This window comes from Chlorobium sp. (genome assembly GCF_049593655.1).
Lineage (GTDB): Bacteria > Bacteroidota > Chlorobiia > Chlorobiales > Chlorobiaceae > Chlorobium.
Map to the genome: position 1 here is coordinate 1 of NZ_JBAWHG010000031.1, position 21,853 is coordinate 21,853.

At 56.3% G+C, this 21,853-nt stretch carries 22 protein-coding genes; 5 read left to right on the plus strand and 17 right to left on the minus strand.

Annotated elements, in window-relative coordinates:
* The 17 genes from WBP50_RS04640 to WBP50_RS04720 all read right to left on the minus strand — a co-directional run.
* Positions 1 to 245: precorrin-2 dehydrogenase/sirohydrochlorin ferrochelatase family protein (locus tag WBP50_RS04640; protein WP_423932022.1), on the minus strand; the 245-nt coding region annotated here is incomplete at its 3' end.
* A 286-nt stretch (positions 246 to 531) separates the two neighbouring features.
* A complete protein-coding gene (dsrP, locus tag WBP50_RS04645) occupies positions 532 to 1,689 on the minus strand; it encodes a sulfate reduction electron transfer complex DsrMKJOP subunit DsrP (RefSeq protein WP_423932024.1) in 1,158 nt (385 codons plus the stop codon).
* 9 nt (positions 1,690 to 1,698) lie between these two features.
* A complete protein-coding gene (dsrO, locus tag WBP50_RS04650; protein ID WP_423932026.1) occupies positions 1,699 to 2,475 on the minus strand; it encodes a sulfate reduction electron transfer complex DsrMKJOP subunit DsrO in 777 nt (258 codons plus the stop codon).
* Complete coding sequence (gene dsrJ / locus WBP50_RS04655) at positions 2,475 to 2,867, minus strand: sulfate reduction electron transfer complex DsrMKJOP subunit DsrJ (RefSeq protein ID WP_423932027.1); 393 nt, start codon at positions 2,865 to 2,867, stop codon at positions 2,475 to 2,477. The genes dsrO and dsrJ overlap by 1 nt, the downstream gene beginning before the upstream one ends.
* Complete coding sequence (dsrK, locus tag WBP50_RS04660) at positions 2,860 to 4,509, minus strand: sulfate reduction electron transfer complex DsrMKJOP subunit DsrK (RefSeq protein ID WP_423932028.1); 1,650 nt, start codon at positions 4,507 to 4,509, stop codon at positions 2,860 to 2,862. The genes dsrJ and dsrK overlap by 8 nt, the downstream gene beginning before the upstream one ends.
* 2 nt (positions 4,510 to 4,511) lie before the next feature.
* Positions 4,512 to 5,507 carry a sulfate reduction electron transfer complex DsrMKJOP subunit DsrM gene (gene dsrM / locus WBP50_RS04665; RefSeq protein WP_423932029.1) on the minus strand — a complete coding sequence of 332 codons (996 nt, stop codon included), beginning with the start codon at positions 5,505 to 5,507 and terminating at the stop codon, positions 4,512 to 4,514.
* A complete protein-coding gene (locus WBP50_RS04670) occupies positions 5,504 to 5,950 on the minus strand; it encodes an RsbRD N-terminal domain-containing protein (RefSeq protein WP_423932030.1) in 447 nt (148 codons plus the stop codon). The genes dsrM and WBP50_RS04670 overlap by 4 nt, the downstream gene beginning before the upstream one ends.
* Before the next feature lie 61 nt (positions 5,951 to 6,011).
* Positions 6,012 to 6,305 (minus strand): sulfurtransferase complex subunit TusB, encoded by a 294-nt coding sequence (tusB, locus tag WBP50_RS04675; RefSeq protein ID WP_292004551.1) that lies wholly within the window; start codon positions 6,303 to 6,305, stop codon positions 6,012 to 6,014.
* An 11-nt stretch (positions 6,306 to 6,316) separates the two neighbouring features.
* Positions 6,317 to 6,688 carry a sulfurtransferase complex subunit TusC gene (tusC, locus tag WBP50_RS04680; protein ID WP_423932031.1) on the minus strand — a complete coding sequence of 124 codons (372 nt, stop codon included), beginning with the start codon at positions 6,686 to 6,688 and terminating at the stop codon, positions 6,317 to 6,319.
* 6 nt (positions 6,689 to 6,694) lie between these two features.
* Positions 6,695 to 7,054, minus strand: a complete 360-nt coding sequence (gene tusD, locus WBP50_RS04685) for a sulfurtransferase complex subunit TusD (protein ID WP_423932033.1) — start codon at positions 7,052 to 7,054, stop codon at positions 6,695 to 6,697.
* A 48-nt stretch (positions 7,055 to 7,102) separates the two neighbouring features.
* Positions 7,103 to 7,474, minus strand: a complete 372-nt coding sequence (locus tag WBP50_RS04690; RefSeq protein ID WP_423932035.1) for a hypothetical protein — start codon at positions 7,472 to 7,474, stop codon at positions 7,103 to 7,105.
* Between the two features lie 303 nt (positions 7,475 to 7,777).
* Positions 7,778 to 9,511 carry an NAD(P)-binding protein gene (locus WBP50_RS04695; protein ID WP_423932037.1) on the minus strand — a complete coding sequence of 578 codons (1,734 nt, stop codon included), beginning with the start codon at positions 9,509 to 9,511 and terminating at the stop codon, positions 7,778 to 7,780.
* Positions 9,512 to 9,529: 18 nt separating this feature from the next.
* Positions 9,530 to 10,609 carry a dissimilatory-type sulfite reductase subunit beta gene (gene dsrB, locus WBP50_RS04700; RefSeq protein WP_423932134.1) on the minus strand — a complete coding sequence of 360 codons (1,080 nt, stop codon included), beginning with the start codon at positions 10,607 to 10,609 and terminating at the stop codon, positions 9,530 to 9,532.
* An 85-nt stretch (positions 10,610 to 10,694) separates the two neighbouring features.
* Positions 10,695 to 11,948 carry a dissimilatory-type sulfite reductase subunit alpha gene (gene dsrA, locus WBP50_RS04705; RefSeq protein ID WP_423932038.1) on the minus strand — a complete coding sequence of 418 codons (1,254 nt, stop codon included), beginning with the start codon at positions 11,946 to 11,948 and terminating at the stop codon, positions 10,695 to 10,697.
* Positions 11,949 to 12,001: 53 nt separating this feature from the next.
* A complete protein-coding gene (locus WBP50_RS04710; RefSeq protein ID WP_423932039.1) occupies positions 12,002 to 12,337 on the minus strand; it encodes a TusE/DsrC/DsvC family sulfur relay protein in 336 nt (111 codons plus the stop codon).
* Between the two features lie 396 nt (positions 12,338 to 12,733).
* Positions 12,734 to 14,125 (minus strand): cobyrinate a,c-diamide synthase, encoded by a 1,392-nt coding sequence (locus WBP50_RS04715; protein ID WP_423932041.1) that lies wholly within the window; start codon positions 14,123 to 14,125, stop codon positions 12,734 to 12,736.
* 6 nt (positions 14,126 to 14,131) lie between these two features.
* Positions 14,132 to 14,620 (minus strand): rhodanese-like domain-containing protein, encoded by a 489-nt coding sequence (locus tag WBP50_RS04720; RefSeq protein WP_423932042.1) that lies wholly within the window; start codon positions 14,618 to 14,620, stop codon positions 14,132 to 14,134.
* 385 nt (positions 14,621 to 15,005) lie between these two features.
* Between WBP50_RS04720 and WBP50_RS04725 the strand changes: the two genes are divergently transcribed.
* From WBP50_RS04725 to WBP50_RS04745, 5 genes are all read left to right on the plus strand, one after another.
* Complete coding sequence (locus WBP50_RS04725) at positions 15,006 to 16,022, plus strand: adenosine deaminase (protein WP_423932044.1); 1,017 nt, start codon at positions 15,006 to 15,008, stop codon at positions 16,020 to 16,022.
* A gap of 22 nt (positions 16,023 to 16,044) precedes the next feature.
* Entirely contained in the window at positions 16,045 to 16,587 is a 543-nt protein-coding gene (hpt, locus tag WBP50_RS04730; protein ID WP_423932046.1) for a hypoxanthine phosphoribosyltransferase, read from the plus strand.
* A gap of 214 nt (positions 16,588 to 16,801) precedes the next feature.
* Positions 16,802 to 17,971: a homocitrate synthase gene (gene nifV / locus WBP50_RS04735; RefSeq protein ID WP_423932047.1), complete on the plus strand. Its 1,170-nt coding sequence runs from the start codon at positions 16,802 to 16,804 to the stop codon at positions 17,969 to 17,971.
* A gap of 5 nt (positions 17,972 to 17,976) precedes the next feature.
* Entirely contained in the window at positions 17,977 to 19,611 is a 1,635-nt protein-coding gene (locus tag WBP50_RS04740) for a sigma 54-interacting transcriptional regulator (RefSeq protein ID WP_423932048.1), read from the plus strand.
* Positions 19,612 to 19,843: 232 nt separating this feature from the next.
* Positions 19,844 to 21,832, plus strand: coding sequence for an ATP-binding protein (locus WBP50_RS04745; RefSeq protein ID WP_423932049.1), 1,989 nt, complete (start codon positions 19,844 to 19,846; stop codon positions 21,830 to 21,832).
* Positions 21,833 to 21,853 lie beyond the last annotated feature (21 nt).

Below are 21,853 nucleotides of genomic sequence, written 5' to 3' on the forward strand. Positions count from 1 at the left end.
TCCTCGTCGTTCGTGCTTGCGTAGACGAGAAAGTACCCTTCGAGGTCGGAGGGTTCATACCGCTTGACGATTTCGGTGAACCCCTTCCCCTTGATATCGTCGTGAATCTCCGGCGCGAGAATGGTGATGTTGCGGGTATACTGCTCGACCGTCCGGATCTTGTGCATGGCGATCTTGCCACCGCCGACAAAGAGGATCTTTTTATTGTCTATCCGGATGTTGAGCGGAAGAAACACTTTTTTCATGAACGAAAAATTGGCTGGTTGGCTTAAGGACATCTCTATAAAGTTATTGCGCGCCCAAATTGCTGCGTTGGTCGGTGCTCGAAATCCTCATGTACTCCGTGTACACTCCGGGTTCTCCGCTCCGTCCGCCTTGTCCTTTGTTCGCTCATCACACTTTATAGAGATGTCCATAAAGGAGGGCGGACTTTCCTGTCCGCCATTCAAAATATAGATAAATCAATGGCGGGCTGGAAAACCCGCCCTCCTTTCAGACTATCCGGAAGTGAGGGTGATGCAAGGAAAAACGTTACGCCTCCTGCTCCTTTTTCACGGTCACGGCAACCTTCAGCAGCAGCGTCAGCACGAGCATGCCCACGGCCCAGATGCCGAGCGTGACGGTGAGCTCCGTCAGGGTGACGCCGTATTCGGTGATCTCTTCGAGCGGCGAGGGCACGAATCCGCCAAGCACCAGCCCGACTCCCTTGTCGATCCAGATGGAGCTGACCATGCCCACACAGGCGGCCACAAGCCATTTCGAGGTTTGGCGAAGTTTCGGGTTGAGCAGTATGCCGAGAGCGCCAAAACCGAGAAGCAGCGAAAGCCACATCCACGGCACGAGGTTGCTCTTGCCTTCGAGCCCGAAAAAGAGATACTGCAGGCCGTGCATGTGCGCCGGCACGTTGCTGTAGAAGGCGGTGAAGAATTCGGTGCCGATCATGAAAAAGTTCGCGATGCCGGCGTAGGTGGCAAGCACGGCGAGTTTCTGGCGCGCTTCGTTGCCCGCGTCGAAGCCGGTGGTCTTTTTCAGGACGAGGGTGACGAGAATGAGCAGCGAGGTTCCCGCGGCAAACGCCGATGCGAGAAACCGGGGAGCGAGCACGGCGGTGAGCCAGAGGTGCCGTCCGGGAAGTCCTGCGTAGAGGAACGCCGTGACGGTGTGGATGCTGAACGCCCAGGGAATCGAGAGATAGATGATCGGCTTGATCCATTTCGGCGGCGGGACTCCCTTGCGCTCCGCGCCGAGCACGGTCCAGGCGCTGACGAAGTTGATCAGGAGGTAGCCGTTGAGCACCATCACGTCCCAGAACACCATGGCGTGGGGCGAGGGGTAGAGCAGCACGTTCAGCACGCGGTCGGGACGGCCCATGTCGGCAAGGATGAAGAGCATGCACATCAGCGTGGCCGCGACGGCCATGAACTCGCCGACGATCACGGTTCTGGCGAACTCCTTCCGGTTGTGCAGGTAGTAGGGAATCACCACCATCACGGCCGAAGCCGCCACGCCCACAAGAAAGGTGAACTGCGCGATATAGAGGCCCCAGCTCACGTCGCGGCCCATGCCGGTTACGGTGAGCCCTTCCCACATCTGCCGTGAAAAGGCGACAGATCCCGCGCCGATGCCGAGCAGCAGGAGTCCTATCCAGAGCCAGTAGTTCCGGCTTCCTTTCAGAGCTTTTTCAATCATGACGATACATTAAATGATATAAAAGACCGAAGGTTTCGTGCCAAGTTCGGGTTTGCGCTGCATGGTTTCGTTCGATTCCAGCAGCTTGCGGATCTCCGACGAGGGATCGTTCAGGTCGCCGAACACCAGTGCCTGCTCCGGACATGCTTCGACGCAGGCCGGATCGAGTCCTTTCACCAGCCGTTCGGAGCAGAAGTTGCACTTCTCCACCACCCCCTGCATGCGGGTCGGATAGTCGGTGCTCGCAAGCTTGATGCCCTCTCTCGGATCGCGCCAGTTGAAGCTGCGGGAACCGTAAGGGCAGGCGGCCATGCAGAAGCGGCAGCCGATGCAGCGGTGGTAGTCCATGGAGACGATGCCGTCCCACCGCCTGAAGGTGGCCTCGGTCGGGCAGGCCTTCGTGCAGGGCGGCTCGGCGCAGTGGTTGCAGAGCGCGACGTAGGGCCTTTCGGTAACCTCGGGGCTCTGGAACTGCCGGCTTGCCGTGGGAAACACGTTTTCGTAGGAGCTTTTCCAAATCCACTTCACCTCGTCCTTGCGGTTGCCGAAATCGGGCACGTTGTGCGTGAAGTGGCAGGCCGCAACGCACTCCCTGCAGTTGCCGGAGCATTTGCGGGTATCGATGAGCATGCCCCAGCGATGCTTGCCGGGTTCGGGTTTTTCGTCCCATGCCGGAAACACGGTTTTCTCGAGCGAAAGCGCCGGGAACAGGCCGGCTGCCGAACCGATGCCGGCAAGAATGCCGATACCGGCTTTCTTGATAAATGATCTGCGGTCTTCGTTCATCAGGGCGCCTCCATTGGTGAAATATGGCAGTTCCAGCAGTTGGGCTTCACATTGGCGTACATGTGGCAGTTGAAGCAGAACATCCGGTTGCTTGAGTGGCAGCTGAGGCAGGTGTTCAGGCTTTTGTCGATCTTTCTGCCGTCGGGCGCGACCCATACGCGGTTTCCTTCGCGCACGGATGAGTTTCGCCACTCGGCGAGCACGCGCATGTGGTTCGCCCGCATGTACTCTTTCGAGGCGATGCAGGCCGAGCTGTCGACCGCAGCGGCCGCAGCAGGGGCGACAGGGGCGGCAACCTTTTCCGCCTGGCTCTCCTGATGCCGGAAAGCGTAGACGCCGGCAAGCACCACAATGAGCATGGCCGCTGCCGTCATAATGATTTTTTTAGTCAACGTCGTCCTCCTTGTCGTCAAAACCGGTCATTGGATCCTCCCTGAGGTCTTCGGTTCTCATTTTCTCGCCCTGCATGACAAGGGCGTTGCCCACCAGTTCGTGCAGGCCGTAGACCGACACGCCGGGGTTCCAGTACCGCATGAGCGGCGGAAGGCTGGCGCGGTCGATGGCGCAGATGGTGACCAGCGAATTGACCTGGTGCTTCTCCTTCACCTTGTGCACGGCGTTCGCCCTCGGGAAGCCGCCCTTCATGCGCATGGCCATGTTCTCCTCGGCGTTGATGCCGCTGCCCGAACCGCAGCAGAAGGTCTGCTCGCGGATGGTGTTTTCCGGCATCTCGTGGAAGGAGTTGCACACCTTCCGGAGCACATAGCGCGGCTCCTCGAACATGCCCATGCCCCGGGCGACGTTGCAGGAGTCGTGGAAGGTGGTGCGCAGATGGTCGTTGCGCCGCGGGTCGAGCTTCAGCTTGCTGTTATGGATAAGATCGGCGGTAAACTCGGCGATATGCACCATTTTCGTGGCTTTCGCGTTGCTGAACTTCGTTCCGGTAATGGGCGAAACCGGTTCTTCGAGGAAGTTTGCCGGGCCGTTCATGGTGCTCATGTACTGGTGCACCACGCGCCACATGTGGCCGCACTCGCCGCCGAGAATCCATTTGACGCCGAGCCGTTCGGCTTCGTGGTACATCTTCGCGTTCAGCTTGCGCATCATGTCGTTCGAGGTGAAGAACCCGAAGTTCCCCCCTTCCGAAGCGTAGGTGCTGATGGTGTAGTCGAGCCCGATGTGCTCGAAAAGCAGCATGTAGCCCATCATGGTGTAGACGCCGGGGTCGCCGAACACGTCGCCGGACGGGGTGATGAAAAGGATCTCCGCGCCCTTGCGGTTGAAGGTGGGGTTCACCGTCACGCCGGTCAGCTCCTCGATGTCGTCTACGAGCGACTCGATGTTCTGCACGAAGGTGTGCGGCTCGATGCCGAGATGGTTTCCCGTGCGGTTGCAGTTCGCCACCGGTGCGAGAATCCAGTTGTTGTTCAGGCCCACGAGCTGCAGGATCTCGCGCACCATGATGGTGATCTCCGCGGTATCGATACCCATGGGGCAGAACACGGAGCAGCGGCGGCACTCGGTGCACTGGTAGAAGTACATGTACCACTCCCTGAGCACCTCTTTGGTGAGCTTGCGCGATCCGGCAAAGCCCTTCAGGATTTTCTCCACCATGGGAAAATCGCCGCGGTAGACCGAACGGACCAGTTCGGCGCGCAGCACCGGCATGTTCTTCGGATCGCCCGTGCCGAGGAAGAAGTGGCACTTGTCGGCGCAGGCGCCGCACCGCACGCAGGAGTCGAGGTAGAGCTTCAGGGAGCGGTATTTCTTCAGGCGTTCCCGCATGCCGTCCATGAGGGTCTTCTGCCACCCTTCGGGCAGCTGCCAGTCATCGTCGGTAACGGCCCACTTGCGTGGGTTCGCAAAGCCGAGCTCCTCGATCACCTCGGGTTTGGCCGGAAAGCAGAAGTTCCCCTCGCGGAACTCCACGGGCATCTCCCACCACTCCTGTTTGGCGTGATCGCCTTTCAGCGGGCTCGGCTTCTCCTCCATTTCGCGGATGAGGTCGGCCTGTTTCGGTAGATATTTCGACATGGTTACTCCTTTTCGAGAGGCAGTTTCGCCTTTTTCATCTTTTCGCGGTAATCGTCTTCGTACTCGCTGTAGGTACGGATCTTCATGGGCTGACGCCACACATTGACATGCATTTTCTCGCGGCTGTTGTTGAGCATGTTGCGCGTCGGGCTGAGAAAGATCGCGCCCATGTGCATGAGCTTGCTGAACGGGAAGTACAGCAGCAGCATGCATACGAGAAAGAGATGCACGTAGAAGAGCGCGCCGATCTCGGCGGGAGGATCGAAACTGAAGCTCATCAGCCGCAGCATCTGGTCCTTGACGGCCATAACGTCAACCTTGGCGATATAGCGCATCAGCACGCCGGCGCCGACTATGCCGCCGAGCAGGAAGAGCGGAAAGTAATCGGTCGGCAGCGAAATGATGCGCAGTTTCGCATCGGCCACGCGCCGCACAAAGAGGAAGGTGATTGCCGAGAGCGCAAGCGCATCGGTTACATAGAAAGCCGGCAGTGTGATATCGAAGAAGCTGTCGAGCTGGTCGAGCGATTCGGCGAAACCCGGCGCCATCACGAAAAAGAAGCGTGCATGGCGCAGCACGATGACGAGGAGCGACCAGTGGAACACGAGACCGCCGAGCCAGAGCCACTTGGTGGAACCGTACACGAGATCGGGTCCCTTGCTGAATTCCGCCCTGTTGTTGCGGAAGAGGGAACGGAACAGCAGCACCTCGGAAAGCACCCTGACTGCGGCATGCCACGGTTTCGAGGGGCTTTCGATTTTGTCGTGGTGAATCCAGTCGAGCGACTTCTCCTGCCCGCAGGTGGAGGTGATGTTGTAGGGTACCGGACGGCGAAGCCAGTCGACCATCCGGTAGACGAATCCGGCCACGAACAGCGCCGCTGCAGCGTAGGGGATGACGACGCCGAAAAGATAATCGAGGCCGGCATACTGCACTCCTACGAAAGGGATGAGCGCGAGCACGGCCACCATCGCGAGCGGCAGCATAATCTTTTTCATGATCCGGTACTCCTCAGCAGCATGTGCATTTTGCTCCTGCTCTCTTCGACCTTGAGCTGGTAGATCGTTTCACGATGCTCCATGAAGAGGTCGAACGCCTCGAACAGCATGCCTTCGATCCTTTCGGTGCAGAACGGCCCGTCGCCTTCGGAACCGCCGGTCTCCTGCAGGATGCTCCTCAGCTCCAGGAACAGGGAGAGGCTGCGGGAAGGACGGAAGGGATGCACGGCGAGGATGCGCGTCACGCGCGACACGCCCTCCCTGCAACGCTCACCGTCGTCGGCAAAGCCGTCAAGCATCATTCCCATGCCGTCGGCGAGCGCTTCCGATATTGGCGTACCGGGAGCCATCTTCCCGGAAAAAAGGTCGAGGCCGAACTCGAGCCATCGCTTCAGGATTGTCTCCCGGTTTTCCCGGATGATCCGCTCCCAGGTTCGATTCATAGGGTCAGAGGTAAATTACTTTAATAGAATATCATCCTGCACAGGACGCTCAATCGGGAGGCTAGAGCCAGCTGTTAACCTGATGCTCCTCCACCAGATCGACGAAACCGTCGTAATCGACCGTTGCGACTCCCTCGGTGAGGTTCGAGATGCCGCGTGCCTCGAGGTCGGGCCGGAGCGCATAGACCGGATTGTTTTTCATGACGCCGGCAAGAGCTTCCGAAAAGCGGTTACCCTGCTGTACGGCATAGACGCCGTTTTCGATGAAGAGCACGGGATCTCCCGGCTGGAGAAACCTGATGCAGGTATCGAAGCTGTCGCCTGAAAATGGTGATTTGTTGATCGTATGTAACATCGACAAAAACGTTAATGGTGAATGATGACGTCCTGCCCGTTCATAAGCGCTCCGATTGCGGAGGAGTCGAGCACTTCGACATCCACAAGCAGGTCCTCTTCGGAAAGACCCCTCTCCTCGAGCGAAAGCCGGTCGACGTAGAGTTTCTCGACATCGTACCCGTCAAGCGCCATGAAGGTTTTGGCGAAGCCCTTGATGCCGATGCCTGCCGTGTCCTGGTTCTTCTTGATGGCGTACACGCCGTCGCCGATGAACACGACCGACAGATCCTGCTCGTAGGCCGCCATGATCAGGATCATTTCAAGACCCTCGTAGCTGTATATCGTGCCGTGAGGCGCATGGCGCAGCACATGCATGATCTTTTTCACGTTTTCGTTTTCCATTGTTCTTCAGTCTCCGAAGGTTAAAAGTCTGTCGTTGCGGATGGCGATATCGGTCAGGGTGCCGAGTCCGGTGATCTCGCCGCCTTCGATGAGCACCTCGTCGCAGATGCCGCGACGTTTCGAGGCTGCGATGCATGCGAGAATCTCCACACCATGCTCCTTGTGCAGCTTATCCCAGCGGGCGGAGATGTGCCGGTCGTCCTGGGGCGGATCCATCATTTTCGTTACGTTGTTGACGCCGTCGTTGTACAGGAAGACGGCATCCACCGTGTGCCCTTTGCGGATTGCCGCCTCGGCAAACTTGTAGGCAGTGTCGGCAGCCTGGTGGTTATACGGTCCTTCCTTGAGCAGGATTCCTATTTTCACGGTCAGAAAATTGTAGGGTTAGGGAAAACATGCACCGTACCTGCCGCATCAGCAGCAGGCTGCGGTCTCCTCCATCGCGGCCCCGTAAAGAGGCAGCCAGGTACGGGAGTGCTCCGCAATCGGTTTCTCCATGTACTGTGCAAAATACAGGGCGTCGGCAGCCTTGCGGATATCTCCGGCGATGAGCGCTTCGAGAGCCTTTCGGCCGTAAGCCGACGAATCCTCGGCTGTCAGCACCACCTGTCGCCAGTAGTTCCGGGCCTCCTCGCCGTACACTGCGGTTCGGGGCAGCGCCATGGCCTCCTTCAGCGAAGAGACCGCTACGGCGCGCGGCCCGAATCTAGCCGTCCAGCCCGCTTCAGCCCACTTCGACGTACGTTCGAGGGCCTCCTGTGTCTGTTGTATAAGAGCTTCGTACATTGCTTTGCTGTTATTGGGGACCTCTAAAAAGATATTACGCAACCAAATTGCTACGTTGGTCGGTGCTCGAAATCCTCATGTACTACGTGTACACTCCGGTTTCTCCGCTCCGTCCGCGCTGCTATACTCGCGCTCCTTTATGGAGCTTGCTTCTTTGATCGCTCATCACACTTTTTAGAGGCCCCCCTATTATTTTGATAACTCACAATCTTGTCAGGGACATAAAGGACCCAAGGGACAATGACCCCTCCCTTTCGGCGCACCGCGAACGGCTCACTGCGAACCGCTCACGGCCCACGATCTTTACAATCCATCCCCCATGCCCATCTGGATGTATCCGGAGGGACAGACCAGCGAGCAGATGTGGCAGCCGACGCATTTCGAGTAATCGGTATAGACCTTCTCGCCTTCGGGATTGTCGCGGAATCGGCTGACGGCCGTCTGGGGACAGAACGAAACGCACTGCTTGCAGTCGAAGCAGAGACCGCAGCTCATGCAGCGTGCCGCTTCGGCCAGGGCCTCCTCTTTCGAGAGAGCCTGAAGCAGCTCGTCGTGGTTGCCCACCACCTCTTCCGGCTCGATGTTCCCGCGTTTGGCCTGGGGCGAATGGAAGAAGTACAGCACATCCTGCTTCTGCACCTTGGTCACCTCGCGGTAACCCTGCTCGGGAAGCGGTTCGCCCTTGAGAAACGCGTCGATCGATTCGGCAGCCTTGCGCCCGTGGCCTACGGCCGTCGTGATGAGATCGACCTTGATGGCGTCACCGCCGCCGAAGACCTTCTGCTTGCCGGGAATACGGAAATGGCGGTCTACCTTCAGCCACGAATTACCGTTTACAATGCTCTCGAGCCCCTGCATGTCCGCAGACTGACCGATGGCCGCAACCACCATGTCGCCCTCGATCCCGAAGGTTTCGCCTGAGCTTTTGTAGCGGAAAAACGGAATGGGAGAGTTCCAGCCATCTTCGCCTTTATCCTTTTTCACCATCCGGGAGCAGACGAGGCCCCGAACACCGCCGTCGCCGGTGAGCAGTCCCGTAATGCCGGTCAGGTAGTGCATCACGGCCCCTTCATTAACCGCATCGTCGAATTCGTTCCGGAAACAAGCCATCTCCTCGCGCGGCACGCCGGAAACGACAACGGCTTCCGATCCGAGGCGCAGGGCAAGACGCGCCACATCCATGGCTACGTTGCCGTCACCGATCACGATGACTTTCCTGCCGACCGGGATATCGTCGCCCAGCACCTCGTAGTTGCGCAGAAAGTCGATGGCGTTGGTGGCTCCCGGCGTCGTATTGAATCCCTCGACCGGCAGAGTGCGCCCGACCTGGGCGCCGACTCCCACGAAGACGGCATCGTACTCCGCTTCGAGCTGGTCGAGCGTGACGTCCTTTCCGACACGCACACCCATTTTCAACTCAAGGCCAAGATCGGTGATGCGCCGGATCTCCGCTTCGAGCACCTTTCGATCGACCCGGTAACCCATGATGCCGTAAAGCACCATGCCGCCGAGTTTCTCGTTGGCGTCGTAGATGGTGACGGCATGACCCCTGCGGCGCAACTGGTATGCCGCGGAAAGCCCGGCAGGTCCGCCGCCGATCACGGCAACGCGCTTACCGGTATCGGGCCCTGGTTCAGGAAGCTTCAGTCCGGCTTCGATGCCGTAGTTGCCGACAGCCTGTTCAAGGGCGTTGATGGCCACGCTCTCGTCGTGAAACTGCCGGTTGCACCCTTTCTGGCAGGGATGCGGGCATATTCTGCCCATGACCGCCGGAAACGGGTTCGTCCTGACGATGGTCTCCCATGAGGCTTTCCATGCGTCTTCGGTTTTTTCGGTGCCGTTCAGGAGACGGTTGTATCCGCGGATATCCTCCCCGGCAGGGCACTCGGCCGTGCAGGGAGGCGTCTGACGGACATAGATCGGGCATTTGTGGCTGCTGTCGCCGAATGCCACGATCTTGTCGGTTCCCTCCAGCTCGGTGTATTCCGGAAACTGGTAGTTGATCGCAAAATCAAGGATTGGATTTGATTCCACCATGGTCGTAATCTCCTTCGGTTAGAACCGGACGTGTGCCGACTGGTTGAAGGTAGTCCTGGCGTGACGATAACTGTCGATCATGTTGTCGTCGAACGTCAGGCCGGTTTCTTCGAAAAAGCGCTTCCAGCCGATACGGTTGATCCACTCGCCCACTCGCTCCCAGGGACGTCCGCCCGCCTTGTATGCAGTCAGGATCTTGCCGATCACCTCGGTGACTTCCGGCCAGCGAGGAGGATTGTTGGGCAGGTTGTGCGCCACGATGCTCATGGTGGAGGGTTTGGTGCGGGCATTGCTGTTCTTGCCGCCGACCCAGATGGCGAACTTCGAGTGCTCCGGATGGTTGATCTCCATGGCGGGACAGGCTCCGAAACAGGCGCCGCAGCAGATACATTTGGCTTCGTCCACCATAAGGGAGCGCTTGCCGTTCACCACGGTGGGACGGATTGCCGCTACCGGACAGCGGGCGACCGCTTTCGGCAGTTCGCAGATGGTCGCCAGATGGTCGTGGTTGATGCGGGGCGGACGGGTATGCTTGACCACGATGGCGATATCGGCCTGGCCGCCGCAGTTGATGGAACAGCAGGAGGTGGACAGACGCACCTTGTTGGGCATCTGCATATCCTTGAACTCCTGATAGACATAGTCCATCATGGACTTCACGACGCCTGAAGCATCGGTGGCGGGAATATCGCAGTGCAGCCACCCCTGGGTGTGCGCTACCGAGGAGACGCACATGCCGGTTCCGCCCACCGGAAACCCGCGCGACTCGAGTTCCTGGATCATCGGCTCGACATGCTCCCTGTTCGGGGTCAGAAACTCCACATTGTTGCGCACCGTGAAGCGAAGGTATCCGTCAGCATATTTGTCGGCGATGTCGCAGAGCACGCGCACCATATCCACCGTATCCTGGCGGGGTGTGCCGGCCCTGACGGTCCAGATTGCATCACCGCTTTCAGCCACGTGCATGAGCACGCCCGGCCTGGGAATTTCGTGGTACTTCCACTTACCGTAATTCTTTCTCACCACCGGGTGAAGAGCCTCTTCATAGGTGTGAGGACCCGACTCTATGGTCTTCCATTTCTTTTCAGGACTGCTCATGATGTTCTTTTCCGATTGGGTGTAGTGCCGCCCTCCGGGCAGCGGGTTCATGCTTGTTGTTCAGGCTTCCCAGGGCAGACCGTACTCAGTACGGCGCCTTGAAATACGGGTTGTCGCGCGGCCTTGTCACCATATTGATGTCCGCCTCGATTCCGACTCCGTCGAGGAACTGCTTGAGACCGACACGTTCGATGGTTTCGCCGATACGCTCGTGGTCGAGTCCGGCATCCTCCCACCAGTCGATGATCTCCTCGATCTGCTCGATGAAAGCCTCGATATCCTCGTCGTCCTCCATCTTCATGAACGGAATAATGAGCGAGCCCATATTGACGCCGACCTTGAGCGTGTTCTTGCCGCCCATAAGCAGGGAAATACCGCGTTCCTTGCCGGGAGAGAGCGCTTTGGGCATGGCGTTCAGGCAGTGCATGCAACGCACGCAGTCCCTTGTTTCGATGTGCATTTCGCCGTCCTTCAGCGAAATGGCCTTCGTGGGACAGAGATTGATAACCTGGTTGACCAGCACGTCCATTCCTTTCTTTTCCACCCAGGCATTCACCTCGTCGCGATCGACCTGTATGGCGTCGCGCCAGGTGCCGATGACGGCAAGATCGGAACGCATGATGGCGTTGGTGCAGTCGTTCGGGCAACCGGAAAACTTGAATTTCAGCTTGTAGTTCCATTCAGGACGGTGCAGTACGCCGACGAAATGCTTCAGTGTCTTCAGATGCAGCTTGAGGTTGTCGTAGCAGGCATTTTCGCAACGGCCCTGACCGATACACGACACCGCCGTACGCATGCCGGCTCCCGCACCTCCGAGATCCCATCCGCTCTGGTTCAGTTCGTCGAAACACTGCTGTACCTTATCCTGCTCGATGCCCTGCAGCATGATGTCTCCCGTCTGGCCGTGCAGGGTAATGATGCCGCTGCCGTATTTTTCCCAGATATCGCAAAGCTCGCGCATCATGGCCGTATTGTAGTGCAGGCCCGGCGCAGGCTGAATTCTCATGGTGTGGAATTCCGCCGCCTCGGGAAACTTGTCCTTGATCATGGAGTACCGGGTGATGATGCCCGCTCCGTAACCGTCCACCGTCACGAGACCGCCTTTCCAGTACCCCATCTTCGTGTTATAGGAGTATTCAAGCTGATCGAGCACTCCGCGAAGCATGGGCTTTTTCGTCCGTTCGGCAAGTTCCTTGAAGCCGGAAACGAAGCTTGGCCACGGGCCGCTCTCCAGCTCATTAAGCATAGGGGTCGGATTCAGAAACTTCCCGTTCTCCTCCGAATGGCAACCCCCGCAGTGATGTCCTTCGCGTGAAGAAGCATCTTTTGCACCTTCCATAGTTCCTCCTTTAGTTCACCGTTAAATTGGGTTGGAAAAAGCGGTCAATCGCATTACACGCAGCCCGTCGGCTTCGGCAGCCCGGCAATCTTGCAGGCCTGAAGCGCCGGACCTTTCGGGAAAAGCCCGTAGAGAAACTCGGATGCCTCTTTCTTGTCCATACCCTTTTCCGATGCGATAGCCTTGGTCAGCACCTTCACTGCAGGAGCGATCTGGTACTCTTCGTAGTAGTTCCTGAGGAACTTCACCAGATCCCAGTGCGCTTCCGCCATTTCGATCTCCTCGCCTTCGGCAAGCTTTACGGCAACATCCTCGTTCCAGTCTTCGAGATTGACGAGGTAGCCGTTTTCGTCCACATCGTATTTGACCCCATTCACATCAATGCTCATGATTCGCTCCTTTTGATAATGTTAGTAGTGATATTGAATCCTCTTCCCTGCCAACCGGAACGGCGCAGAAAGACGCTGTCCTTCGCCTGGGGAATACAAGAAAAATCAGTTATATATTTATATAACTATATAGTAATAAAAGGAACACTGTTTTTCAAATTCTGCCGATAAAATTTTCATTTTTTTATGCTTTCCCGGCAGGCAACCAGGAGGTGCTCCAGGAAGCGGGAGTCGATCCGGAACGAATTGCCTGAACAAAAAAGGGGTGCAACGGTCAGATTGAAAACGGGGAAAAACAGCGTCCGGAAACGGTGAAATAGTTATATAACTATATAGTAATAAAAGGGGCGGCTTTTTTCAAATCCCCGGTGCATTTTTTTGTTTTTTTCAGGGAGATCACCGGCCTTTTTTCCAGGCCGCGCACAGATCGGTAAACCGCTTCGCCCACAGGGGATTGCCGACGGCATGCAGATGAGCGTAGGATGCGAACAGGTTACGGTAAAGCACGCCGTCATGTCTCCCGGTCACCCCCTGGCCGCGCATGAGGTCGAACTGCCAGCGGCAACCGGCTGCACCATCAGTCGGCGTTGAATAGTGGAACTCGTGGGCTTTTGTTTCGACCCCTTTTTCGAACCAGGGGCTTTCGCTGCAGCTTCTCATCCGCAGATACCCGTGACCGGCCGGAAGGGACTGAAATCCGATATCGAAGGGAAGAATTCCGGCCAGAGAAACGGTTTTGCCCCCATAGGTGCCGCTGCGGGAGAGCCAGATCAGTCCGCCGCATTCGGCATAGAGCGGCATATCCGCATCGACCCGCTCTTTCACCTCACGCATCAGGCTCCGGTTGGCCGAAAGTCCGGGAAAAAAGGATTCCGGAAAACCTCCGCCGAGATAGAGGCCGTCGACATCGGGAAGTGAACGGTCCTGCATCGAATCGATAAAAAGCAGTTCCGCTCCGTGCTCCTCGAGTGCACGGAGGTTTTCGGGATAATAGAAACAGAACGCCGCATCCCTGAAAACCCCTATGCGAACCCGTTTTTCGGGAAGCGTCAGGGGAAGTGCGGGAGAATATCCATCAAAGACAAGGGGCTGAGCCGAACCGAAAAGAGAACGGATTGCCTGCATGTCGCAGTAGAGGGCGACCAGTTCGGCGGCGTCCCGTATAAAGGCGGCAGCTCCTGCTGTTTCACCGACTGTCGTAAGGCCGAGATGCCGTTCGGCAATAACGAGCCTGCTCTCAGCCGGAATAGCGCCGACGACAGGCACCCGGCAGAAGGTTTCGATGGCAAGCTTCTGTTTTTCCGCATGGCGCGGCGAACGCACCTGATTGAGAATGACTCCGGCAATCGTCACCTTCGGCTGCATGGCCTGCATGCCCATGACGATCGCTGCCGCGGCGCGGTTCATTTTCCGGCTGTCGATAACCAGGAGAACCGGTGTCTGCAGCATCAGGGCAAGCCCCGCGCTGCTGTCGGAGCCGTCGAGCGACATGCCGTCGTGCAGACCGTGGTTGCCCTCTATCAGGGAGAGCGTCCCCCCCCGACTGCCGACGACAAACGAATCCATGCACCCGCCAGGCCCCATGAGCCAGGGATCGAGGTTGCGGCTCTCCCTTCCTGATGCAAGCCGGTGCCACATGGGATCGATATAATCGGGACCTTTCTTGAAACAGGAGACACGCTCTCCCGCTGCGGCAAAATATGCGGCGATCCCCAGGGTCACGGTCGTCTTGCCGGAGCTCTTGTGCGGAGCTGAAACCATCAACCGCGGAAGAAGAAGAGAATCCATTATCACTCAGGGAAGTTTCGACCGATCCTGAAGTCCAGGCCTTCTCTGCTCAGGTCTGAGCCTGGAAGTAAAAAAGTCGTCAGCAACATCCTCATCGACCATCTCACCATCCATATTGATCAGCGGCTCCTCATAATCATTCCAACCCCTGAGCCCGGTCTTGAGGGAAACGGCATCTTCATAACCAAGCTGCTGCATCACGGCGACGGCAAGCACGCTGCGGCGTCCTGAACGGCATACCACGACAACCTCCCGATGCCTTGCAGCGACAAGTTCCGGAACCGTCTCCTCGTAATCCCATTCGCATGCGGATTCAAGAATACCCCTGGGAACATTGATGGAACCTCGGATATGCATCGCCTCGAACTCATAGGGCTCGCGAACATCGAGAACGAGCAGGCCGGGATTCTCTTTGATGCGGATCGTCAGGTCCCAGGGCATGATCTCCCGCACTTCCTGACGGCTGGCAGCGATCAGATCGTTAAAAGTCAGCATACGCCATAGTAAGTTGCATTGTCTGTTTGTCCTGATTCGGGGGAGGAACAGAATCACGGCCATCTCTTCAGCAGCATGGCGCTGCCGGGAGAGAAGGCTCCGGCAATGAGACGATCCGCCTGAAAAACAAGCATCTGTCTGCTGCGGATGCAGCAGTTCCGGCAGGACACCGTTCGCAGGAGGAGACTGAAAACCGCGTACCGTATGCTTTTACTGAAGTATAGTTCATAGCGTTCTATTTTCCGCAAAAACTGCCAAGAAAACCCTGCTGCCCGAGACTCCGGAAAGCAGTGTTGCAAATATTTTCCCTACATTGAAAAAGGGCCGGGCCGTCACGGTCATGACGGCCGCACACGGCGCCTGAACCCCTCAACACCCTGTTATCGTGTCAACGCTTGCCACGTTCATTGCAGGCATGCCGAAAGCGGAACTGCACCTGCACATAGAAGGAGCTCTCGAGCCTGAGTTGATGATCGAAATCGGCCGTCGCAACGGCGTCGAACTGCCCTGGCCCGATGCTGAAAGCGCCCGCCGGGCCTATGATTTCAGGGACCTGCAGTCGTTTCTCGATATCTACTACCGCGCAACCTCCGTGCTGATCCGCGAAGAGGATTTTTACGACCTGACCACTGCCTACCTGCGGAAAGCCGCTTCACAGCACGTACGTCATGCGGAAGTGTTTTTCGATCCGCAGACCCATACGGCAAGGGGCATTGCCATCGAAACCGTCATCAGGGGAATCGAGGGTGCGCTGCGGGACGCTCACGGCAACCTGAACCTTTCGACAAAACTCATCATGTGCATTCTCCGTCACCTGAGTGAACGTGAAGGCATGGAAATTTTCCGTCAGGCACTCCCCTGGAGGCGCTCGATAACAGGCATAGGACTTGATTCCGCAGAGCGGAACAACCCCCCGTCGAAGTTCCGGAACCTCTTCGAACTCGCTCGCAGGGAGGGATTCATGACGGTTGCGCATGCCGGCGAGGAAGAGGGCGCAGCCTCCGTCCGGGAGGCCCTCGACATCCTGCAGATCAGCCGTATCGATCACGGGGTGCGCTGCATGGAGGATGAGCGCCTGGTTGCCGAACTGGTGCGGCGACAGATCCCTCTGACGGTATGTCCGCTCTCGAATATCCGGCTCAGGGTGTTTCCCTCCATGCAGGCGCACAACCTGAAACGCATGCTGCAGAGAGGACTGTGCGTCAGCATCAACTCCGATGATCCGGCTTATTTCGGAGGGTATGTCAACGAAAACTATATCGAAGCTGCAGACGCTCTCGGATTCGAGCGGAGCGACCTCGTGCAGCTCGCACGGAATTCGTTTATCGCCTCATCGCTCGACACGATACAGAAGCAGTTGTATCTGAACGAGCTTCAGCGTTATGATGAGGAAACTCCGTAGCAACCATCTATCCGCAAAACCGATGAACACCACAGAAACCGCCGCATCCGTCACCCCGCTCTTCTCCGGAGAAACCATCAGGAACCGGGTTGCGGAACTGGGTGCCGCAATTTCCGAAGATTTCAGGAACCTCGGCACAGCAGAACCTCTTTTTCTCATCACGATACTGAAGGGTGCATTCGTTTTTGCTGCCGATCTCGCAAGATGCATAACGGTGCCCTGTACCTTTGATTTTCTCTCTGCATCGAGCTATGGCGCGGCAAAAATCTCCTCGGGAAGCGTAACCCTGCGCCACAGCCTTTCTGTCGCAAACCGGCATGTCCTCCTGATCGAAGACATTGTCGACACAGGGCTTACCCTGCAGCACATCACCGACGAACTCTCGAAACAGCAGCCCGCATCTCTGGGCATCTGTACGCTGCTCGACAAGCCTGCTGCTCGCAAACACCCGGTCCGGATAGCCTATACAGGCTTTTCCATACCCGACCGGTTCGTTTTCGGCTACGGCATCGACTACGGGGAACACTACCGTCAGTTGCCGTTTATCGGATTTTTCGACACCTGACGACCACCCTGCGCCACACAGCTCCCCCTGTAAATCCCTGTCATCCGGAGCATTACTATCTTTTTCTCACAATAGCACCAAAATGTCTGAAATTTTATTATTTTATCAATATTAGCCCTAACTTATTAAGGAAAATTTTACTATATCCCTTAATAAAACGATTAATAAGGCGTATTCCGGCAGCAGCACGATGAACAGTAAACTGATAATCGATATGAAAAAGGAAGGAACCAGACGAAATGAGGCCGGAGCCAGACCGTGGATCATCGACACTACCCTGCGGGACGGGGAACAGGCTCCGGGAGTGGCATTCAGCGCCGGGGAAAAAACCCGGATCGCCTGCCTGCTGGCCGAAACCGGAGTCAACGAACTGGAAATCGGTTATCCGGCCATAAGTGAAGAAGAACGCGCCGCCATAAAATCCATAGCAGCCCTCAATCTTCCGCTCCGGCTGACCGGATGGGCCCGCGCGGTGTGGCAGGATATCGAACACGCCGCAGCCAGCGGAACAGAAGCCGTGCATATCAGTTTTCCGGTTTCGGATCTCTACATGCAGCTGATGGAAAAAGATTACCAGTGGGTACAAGGGCAGCTGCAGGATCTGGTGCCGAGAGCGAAAAAATATTTCAGTTTTGTCAGTGTCGGTGCACAGGATGCGACAAGAGCTGCACCGGAGGTGCTGCTGGATTTCGCATCAGATGCCGCGGACTGCGGAGCAGACAGGCTCAGGCTTGCCGACACCGTCGGCATAGCGACGCCGGTTTCGGTAATCGAGCTTGTCCACCGGCTTAAAGCCGCATGTCCGCTGCCGATAGAATTTCATGCCCACAACGATCTCGGCATGGCTACGGCAAATGCCTTTACCGCCCTCGAAGCCGGATGTGCCGCCGTCAGCGTTTCGGTAACCGGCCTGGGTGAACGTGCAGGCAATGCCGCACTTGAAGAGCTTGCCATAGCTCTGGAACTCTCGGGAAAGTATGCAACGTCTCTCGATACCTGCCGTCTTGCCTTGCTGTGCGAAACCGTCAGCCAGGCGGCCGGCCGCCCCATACAGGATCAGAAACCGGTTGTCGGCAAATCGGCTTTTCAGCATGAATCGGGCATTCACTGCGCCGCGCTTCTCAAGAATCCGCTCTCCTATCAGCCATATCTTCCCGAACAGGTAGGAAGAAAAGAGCATGAACTGGTTATAGGAAAACATTCGGGCAGTGCAGCCATTCACCACTTTTACAGCTCTCAGGGCATCGCGATTTCAAAAGAAGAGAGCGGAAAACTGCTTCCGGCTGTCCGGAGAGCTGCAGGCAAGAAAAAGCGGGCCCTGACGGAAAATGAACTGCAAACCATCTATCGGTCACATTTTCAGACAAGGTCCACATTACCCTAACAGACATGCTCGTTCCCCAGAAAAAAGAAGACAGCAGCATCAGCCTTCTGGCCGAGGTCAGCAGAACCGTCACGATTGAGCACGATATAAGCAAGGTACTCCGTCTTGTCCTGTTCATCATGTCGGAGCATATGGACATGCTTCGCGGGATGATCACGATTCTCAACCGCGACAGCGGCGAAATATTCATCAACGAATCATTCGGGCTGAGCGAAGAGGAAAAAGAGCGGGGACGATACCGGATCGGAGAGGGCATCATCGGACAGGTGGTTAAAACCGGCAAACCCGTTCTGGTGCCGAACATCAATGATGAGCCGCTCTTTCTCGACCGCACCCGTTCCCGTCAGAAAACAAAAATAGATGATCTCTGTTTTATCTGCATCCCCATCAAATCGGGCACGGAAATCATAGGAACGCTCAGTGCCGACCGCCAGATCGAACCCGCCTTGCCTTCCGACCCGTTAAAACGGGTGAAGGCTGAAAGCGACCGGATGGATATGATGCAGCATTATGTCGACCTGCTCTCCATCATCGCATCCATGATCTCTCAGGCGGTGAGGCTCCGTCAGCTCGCCCATGAAGAGAGTATGAACGGAAAAACCCCGTCGGCCCAGCGGACGGGACAAAACCTGATCATGCTTTACCGGGAGGATGAAAAACCTGAAGAAGAGAGTGATGAAACCGATCGCCCGGCAAACATCATCGGCAACTCGAAGCCCATGCTCTCCCTCTTCAAGATGATCGAAAAAATCGCAAAAACCAGCGCCACTACGCTGATACTGGGAGAGAGCGGAGTCGGAAAGGAGCTGGTTGCCAGTGCCATCCACTTCAAAAGCCGACGCGCCGAAAAGCCTTTCATCAAATTCAACTGTGCGGCTCTTCCGGAAAGCATTGTCGAGAGCGAACTGTTCGGCCATGAGAAAGGCGCTTTTACCGGAGCTTCCGGCATGCGCCAGGGACGGTTCGAGCTTGCCCATACCGGCACCATTTTTCTCGACGAGATCGGCGAACTCAGCCTGACTGTACAGGCAAAGCTGCTGCGTATTCTGCAGGAAAAGGAGTTCGAGCGGGTGGGTGGATCGAAAACCATCAAGGTCGATGTCAGGGTAATAACAGCAACGAACCGGAACCTGGAAGAACTGATCAGGGATGGCCGGTTCAGAGAGGACCTGTTCTACCGGCTGAATATTTTCCCGATAACCGTCCCTCCCCTCAGGGAGAGAAAAACCGATATTCTGCTGCTTGCCGACTACTTTGTCGAAAAATACAACCGGGTCAACCAGAAAGGGGTACGGCGTATTTCAACCACATCGATAGACATGCTGATGCGCTATCACTGGCCGGGAAACGTCCGTGAGCTGGAAAACTGCATCGAACGGGCGGTCATTCTCAGTGAAGACAACGTCATTCACGGCTACCATCTGCCGCCGAGCCTCCAGACCGCCGAGTCGAGCGGCACTCCCTATACCGGCTCGCTGCAGCAGAAACTCGATTCGATTGAAAACGAAATGATCATCGAAGCGCTGAAACGAACCAAGGGCAACATGTCCAGAGCCGCAGCGCAGCTCGGCCTCTCCGACAGGATCATGGGACTCCGGGTCAAAAAATTCAACATCGACTATCGGAAGTTCAGACCATAGGCTCAAACAAACACGACCTCCGGAACCGCTTCAAAAGCGCCTGACTTGCATAGTATCGCATTCGTTACCTATATTACACGCAAAACTCACCAGAAGCACACTATCGATTATCCTGCACCGGACTCTGCCGCAGCAGGTGCAGCAGCGCGGGCGAATACCCTCCGAGGAGGGTGTGAAGAAAAAAACCATGATACCACTTCCGGACAACAGAAAAACCAGCGGCCCTGTGAACATGGCGATGGTTCAATTCAACCCGGAATGGGCATACGAAAACAGCAAAGCCTATTACAGAATAGGCATCATACCCGGCCGACATCTGATGTTCACCTCCCTCGGCGGAGATCTGCAGCCGGAATGCGCATCAAAAGCCATCCAGGCTCTTGAGCGGCTCCTCAGTACCGAGCATTTCACCAACAGCCGCTACATCAGGATAGCTGATTTTTCAGGAGTCGTCAAACTGCCCATCAACTCCCGTCTGCTCTATGCGAACGCCCTGAACAAGCTGCACAGCAAATACAACTGCCAGGCTGAAATCACCTATATCTGCGGAGCATCGCTGCTCTTCAGAACAATGCTTCGTTCCATCGCCTCCTATGTAAAGCAGCATCTCGTTTTTGTTCCGGCCGTCGAGGATGCGTTCGACCTGATCAATAGAAAGTCGGTCATTTCAGCTGAACAGCACAAGCTTGAAGTAATCACCATCACCCGGCAGGAGATGAATGACTTTGCTGAAATCTGCGGCCAGATTCTGCTGGATGACACCTACTCTGTGGATGAAAACCGGAGTTTTCTGTGTTCCGATCATCCGCTGCACGAACTTTATAAAATCATATCGGTACTGAACAGTGATCTCCGGGAACTGCAACGATCGGAAAGGGAACAGAAATGCCAGATCGAAGCCGCACTGGAAAACGCCCGCAATCTCAATCTCTCCCTCGAGGAAGAAAAAAAGAACGCACAGAAAAACGAAGAGATACAGCGCATTCTGATCGAAAGCCTGAGAAAGGCCAGAAAAGAGGCGGAAATTGCAAGCAAGGCAAAAAGCGAGTTTCTGGCCAACATGTCGCATGAAATCCGCACCCCGCTGCACGGCGTCATCGGCATGACGGAACTGCTGCTCGAAACCGAACTCGACAGCCAGCAGAGAAGCTATTCAAACACCGCTTATGTCAGCGCCCGTCAGCTCCATCAACTGATCAACCATATTCTCGATTTCAGCAAAATCGAATCGGGGCAGCTCGACAAGGAAACATCGTTGCTCGACATCAAGGCCATCTGCAGCGAAATCTTTTCACTCCTGAACGACAACGCTCTCAAAAAAGGTCTTCTCCTGACCATCAGCATTCCCGAAGAAATACCCGAAACGCTTCTCGGCTATCCGGTTTATCTGCAGCAGGCACTGATCAATCTGGTTCAGAACGCCATCAAATTCACTTACAGGGGGGAGGTCGTCGTAAACATCGAAGCGGTGTCAGAAACACCCGAGAAGCTTATCCTGCGCATAGCGGTCCGGGATACCGGCATAGGTATTCCCGAAGCACAAAAAGAGCTGGTTTTTCAGCGGTTTACCCAGCTCGACTCATCCGCCACGCGCAAAGAAGGGGGAGCCGGGCTCGGTCTGGCAATAACCACGAAACTGGTGGAGTTCATGGGGGGCAAGCTCAATCTCAAAAGCACGGAAAACACCGGCTCCGAGTTCTGGTTCACCCTTCCGTTCATGAAGACGACCGAAGAGACGAAAAAAGCCTCCGTTGCAGTCACCCAGCCCCCAAAAAATTCCGAACAGCCCGGGGAAAGCCCCGAATCCCGACCCTCCGAAGCACGCGGCCTGAAAAACAAAACAAGATTACTTCTGGTTGAAGACAACATCATCAACCAGAAGGTAGCCGCGGCAATGCTCTCGAAGCTTGATTTCTCGGTCGATACCGCAACAAACGGCATAGAGGCGCTGGAGGCCCTGAAAACAAACGACTACACGCTGGTAATCATGGATCTGCAGATGCCGGTCATGGGGGGGCTCGAGGCGGTTAAAGCGATCAGAAATCCGGAAACGGGAATTGGGAATCCCGATATACCCGTCGTCGCCATGACGGCCAATGCAACGCAGGAAGACAAGGATGAGTGCCTGAATGCCGGAATGAATGCATTCATTACCAAACCGGTCATGATGCAGGACCTTCAGGATGTCCTTAAAAAATGGGTCCCCCGTTTCGGCTGCTGAAACGCTTCATTCTTATGCTGC

Excerpts from the sequence above, each read along its gene's own strand:
- dsrP (WP_423932024.1), bottom strand. The coding sequence starts at position 1,689 with ATGATTGAAAAAGCTCTGAAAGGAAGCCGGAACTACTGGCTCTGGATA.
- dsrO (WP_423932026.1), bottom strand. The coding sequence starts at position 2,475 with ATGAACGAAGACCGCAGATCATTTATCAAGAAAGCCGGTATCGGCATT.
- dsrK (WP_423932028.1), bottom strand. The coding sequence starts at position 4,509 with ATGTCGAAATATCTACCGAAACAGGCCGACCTCATCCGCGAAATGGAG.
- dsrM (WP_423932029.1), bottom strand. The coding sequence starts at position 5,507 with ATGAAAAAGATTATGCTGCCGCTCGCGATGGTGGCCGTGCTCGCGCTC.
- WBP50_RS04670 (WP_423932030.1), bottom strand. The coding sequence starts at position 5,950 with ATGAATCGAACCTGGGAGCGGATCATCCGGGAAAACCGGGAGACAATC.
- tusB (WP_292004551.1), bottom strand. The coding sequence starts at position 6,305 with ATGTTACATACGATCAACAAATCACCATTTTCAGGCGACAGCTTCGAT.
- tusC (WP_423932031.1), bottom strand. The coding sequence starts at position 6,688 with ATGGAAAACGAAAACGTGAAAAAGATCATGCATGTGCTGCGCCATGCG.
- WBP50_RS04690 (WP_423932035.1), bottom strand. The coding sequence starts at position 7,474 with ATGTACGAAGCTCTTATACAACAGACACAGGAGGCCCTCGAACGTACG.
- WBP50_RS04695 (WP_423932037.1), bottom strand. The coding sequence starts at position 9,511 with ATGGTGGAATCAAATCCAATCCTTGATTTTGCGATCAACTACCAGTTT.
- dsrB (WP_423932134.1), bottom strand. The coding sequence starts at position 10,609 with ATGAGCAGTCCTGAAAAGAAATGGAAGACCATAGAGTCGGGTCCTCAC.
- dsrA (WP_423932038.1), bottom strand. The coding sequence starts at position 11,948 with ATGGAAGGTGCAAAAGATGCTTCTTCACGCGAAGGACATCACTGCGGG.
- WBP50_RS04710 (WP_423932039.1), bottom strand. The coding sequence starts at position 12,337 with ATGAGCATTGATGTGAATGGGGTCAAATACGATGTGGACGAAAACGGC.
- WBP50_RS04715 (WP_423932041.1), bottom strand. The coding sequence starts at position 14,125 with ATGGATTCTCTTCTTCTTCCGCGGTTGATGGTTTCAGCTCCGCACAAG.
- WBP50_RS04720 (WP_423932042.1), bottom strand. The coding sequence starts at position 14,620 with ATGCTGACTTTTAACGATCTGATCGCTGCCAGCCGTCAGGAAGTGCGG.
- hpt (WP_423932046.1), top strand. The coding sequence starts at position 16,045 with ATGAACACCACAGAAACCGCCGCATCCGTCACCCCGCTCTTCTCCGGA.
- nifV (WP_423932047.1), top strand. The coding sequence starts at position 16,802 with ATGAAAAAGGAAGGAACCAGACGAAATGAGGCCGGAGCCAGACCGTGG.
- WBP50_RS04740 (WP_423932048.1), top strand. The coding sequence starts at position 17,977 with ATGCTCGTTCCCCAGAAAAAAGAAGACAGCAGCATCAGCCTTCTGGCC.
- WBP50_RS04745 (WP_423932049.1), top strand. The coding sequence starts at position 19,844 with ATGGCGATGGTTCAATTCAACCCGGAATGGGCATACGAAAACAGCAAA.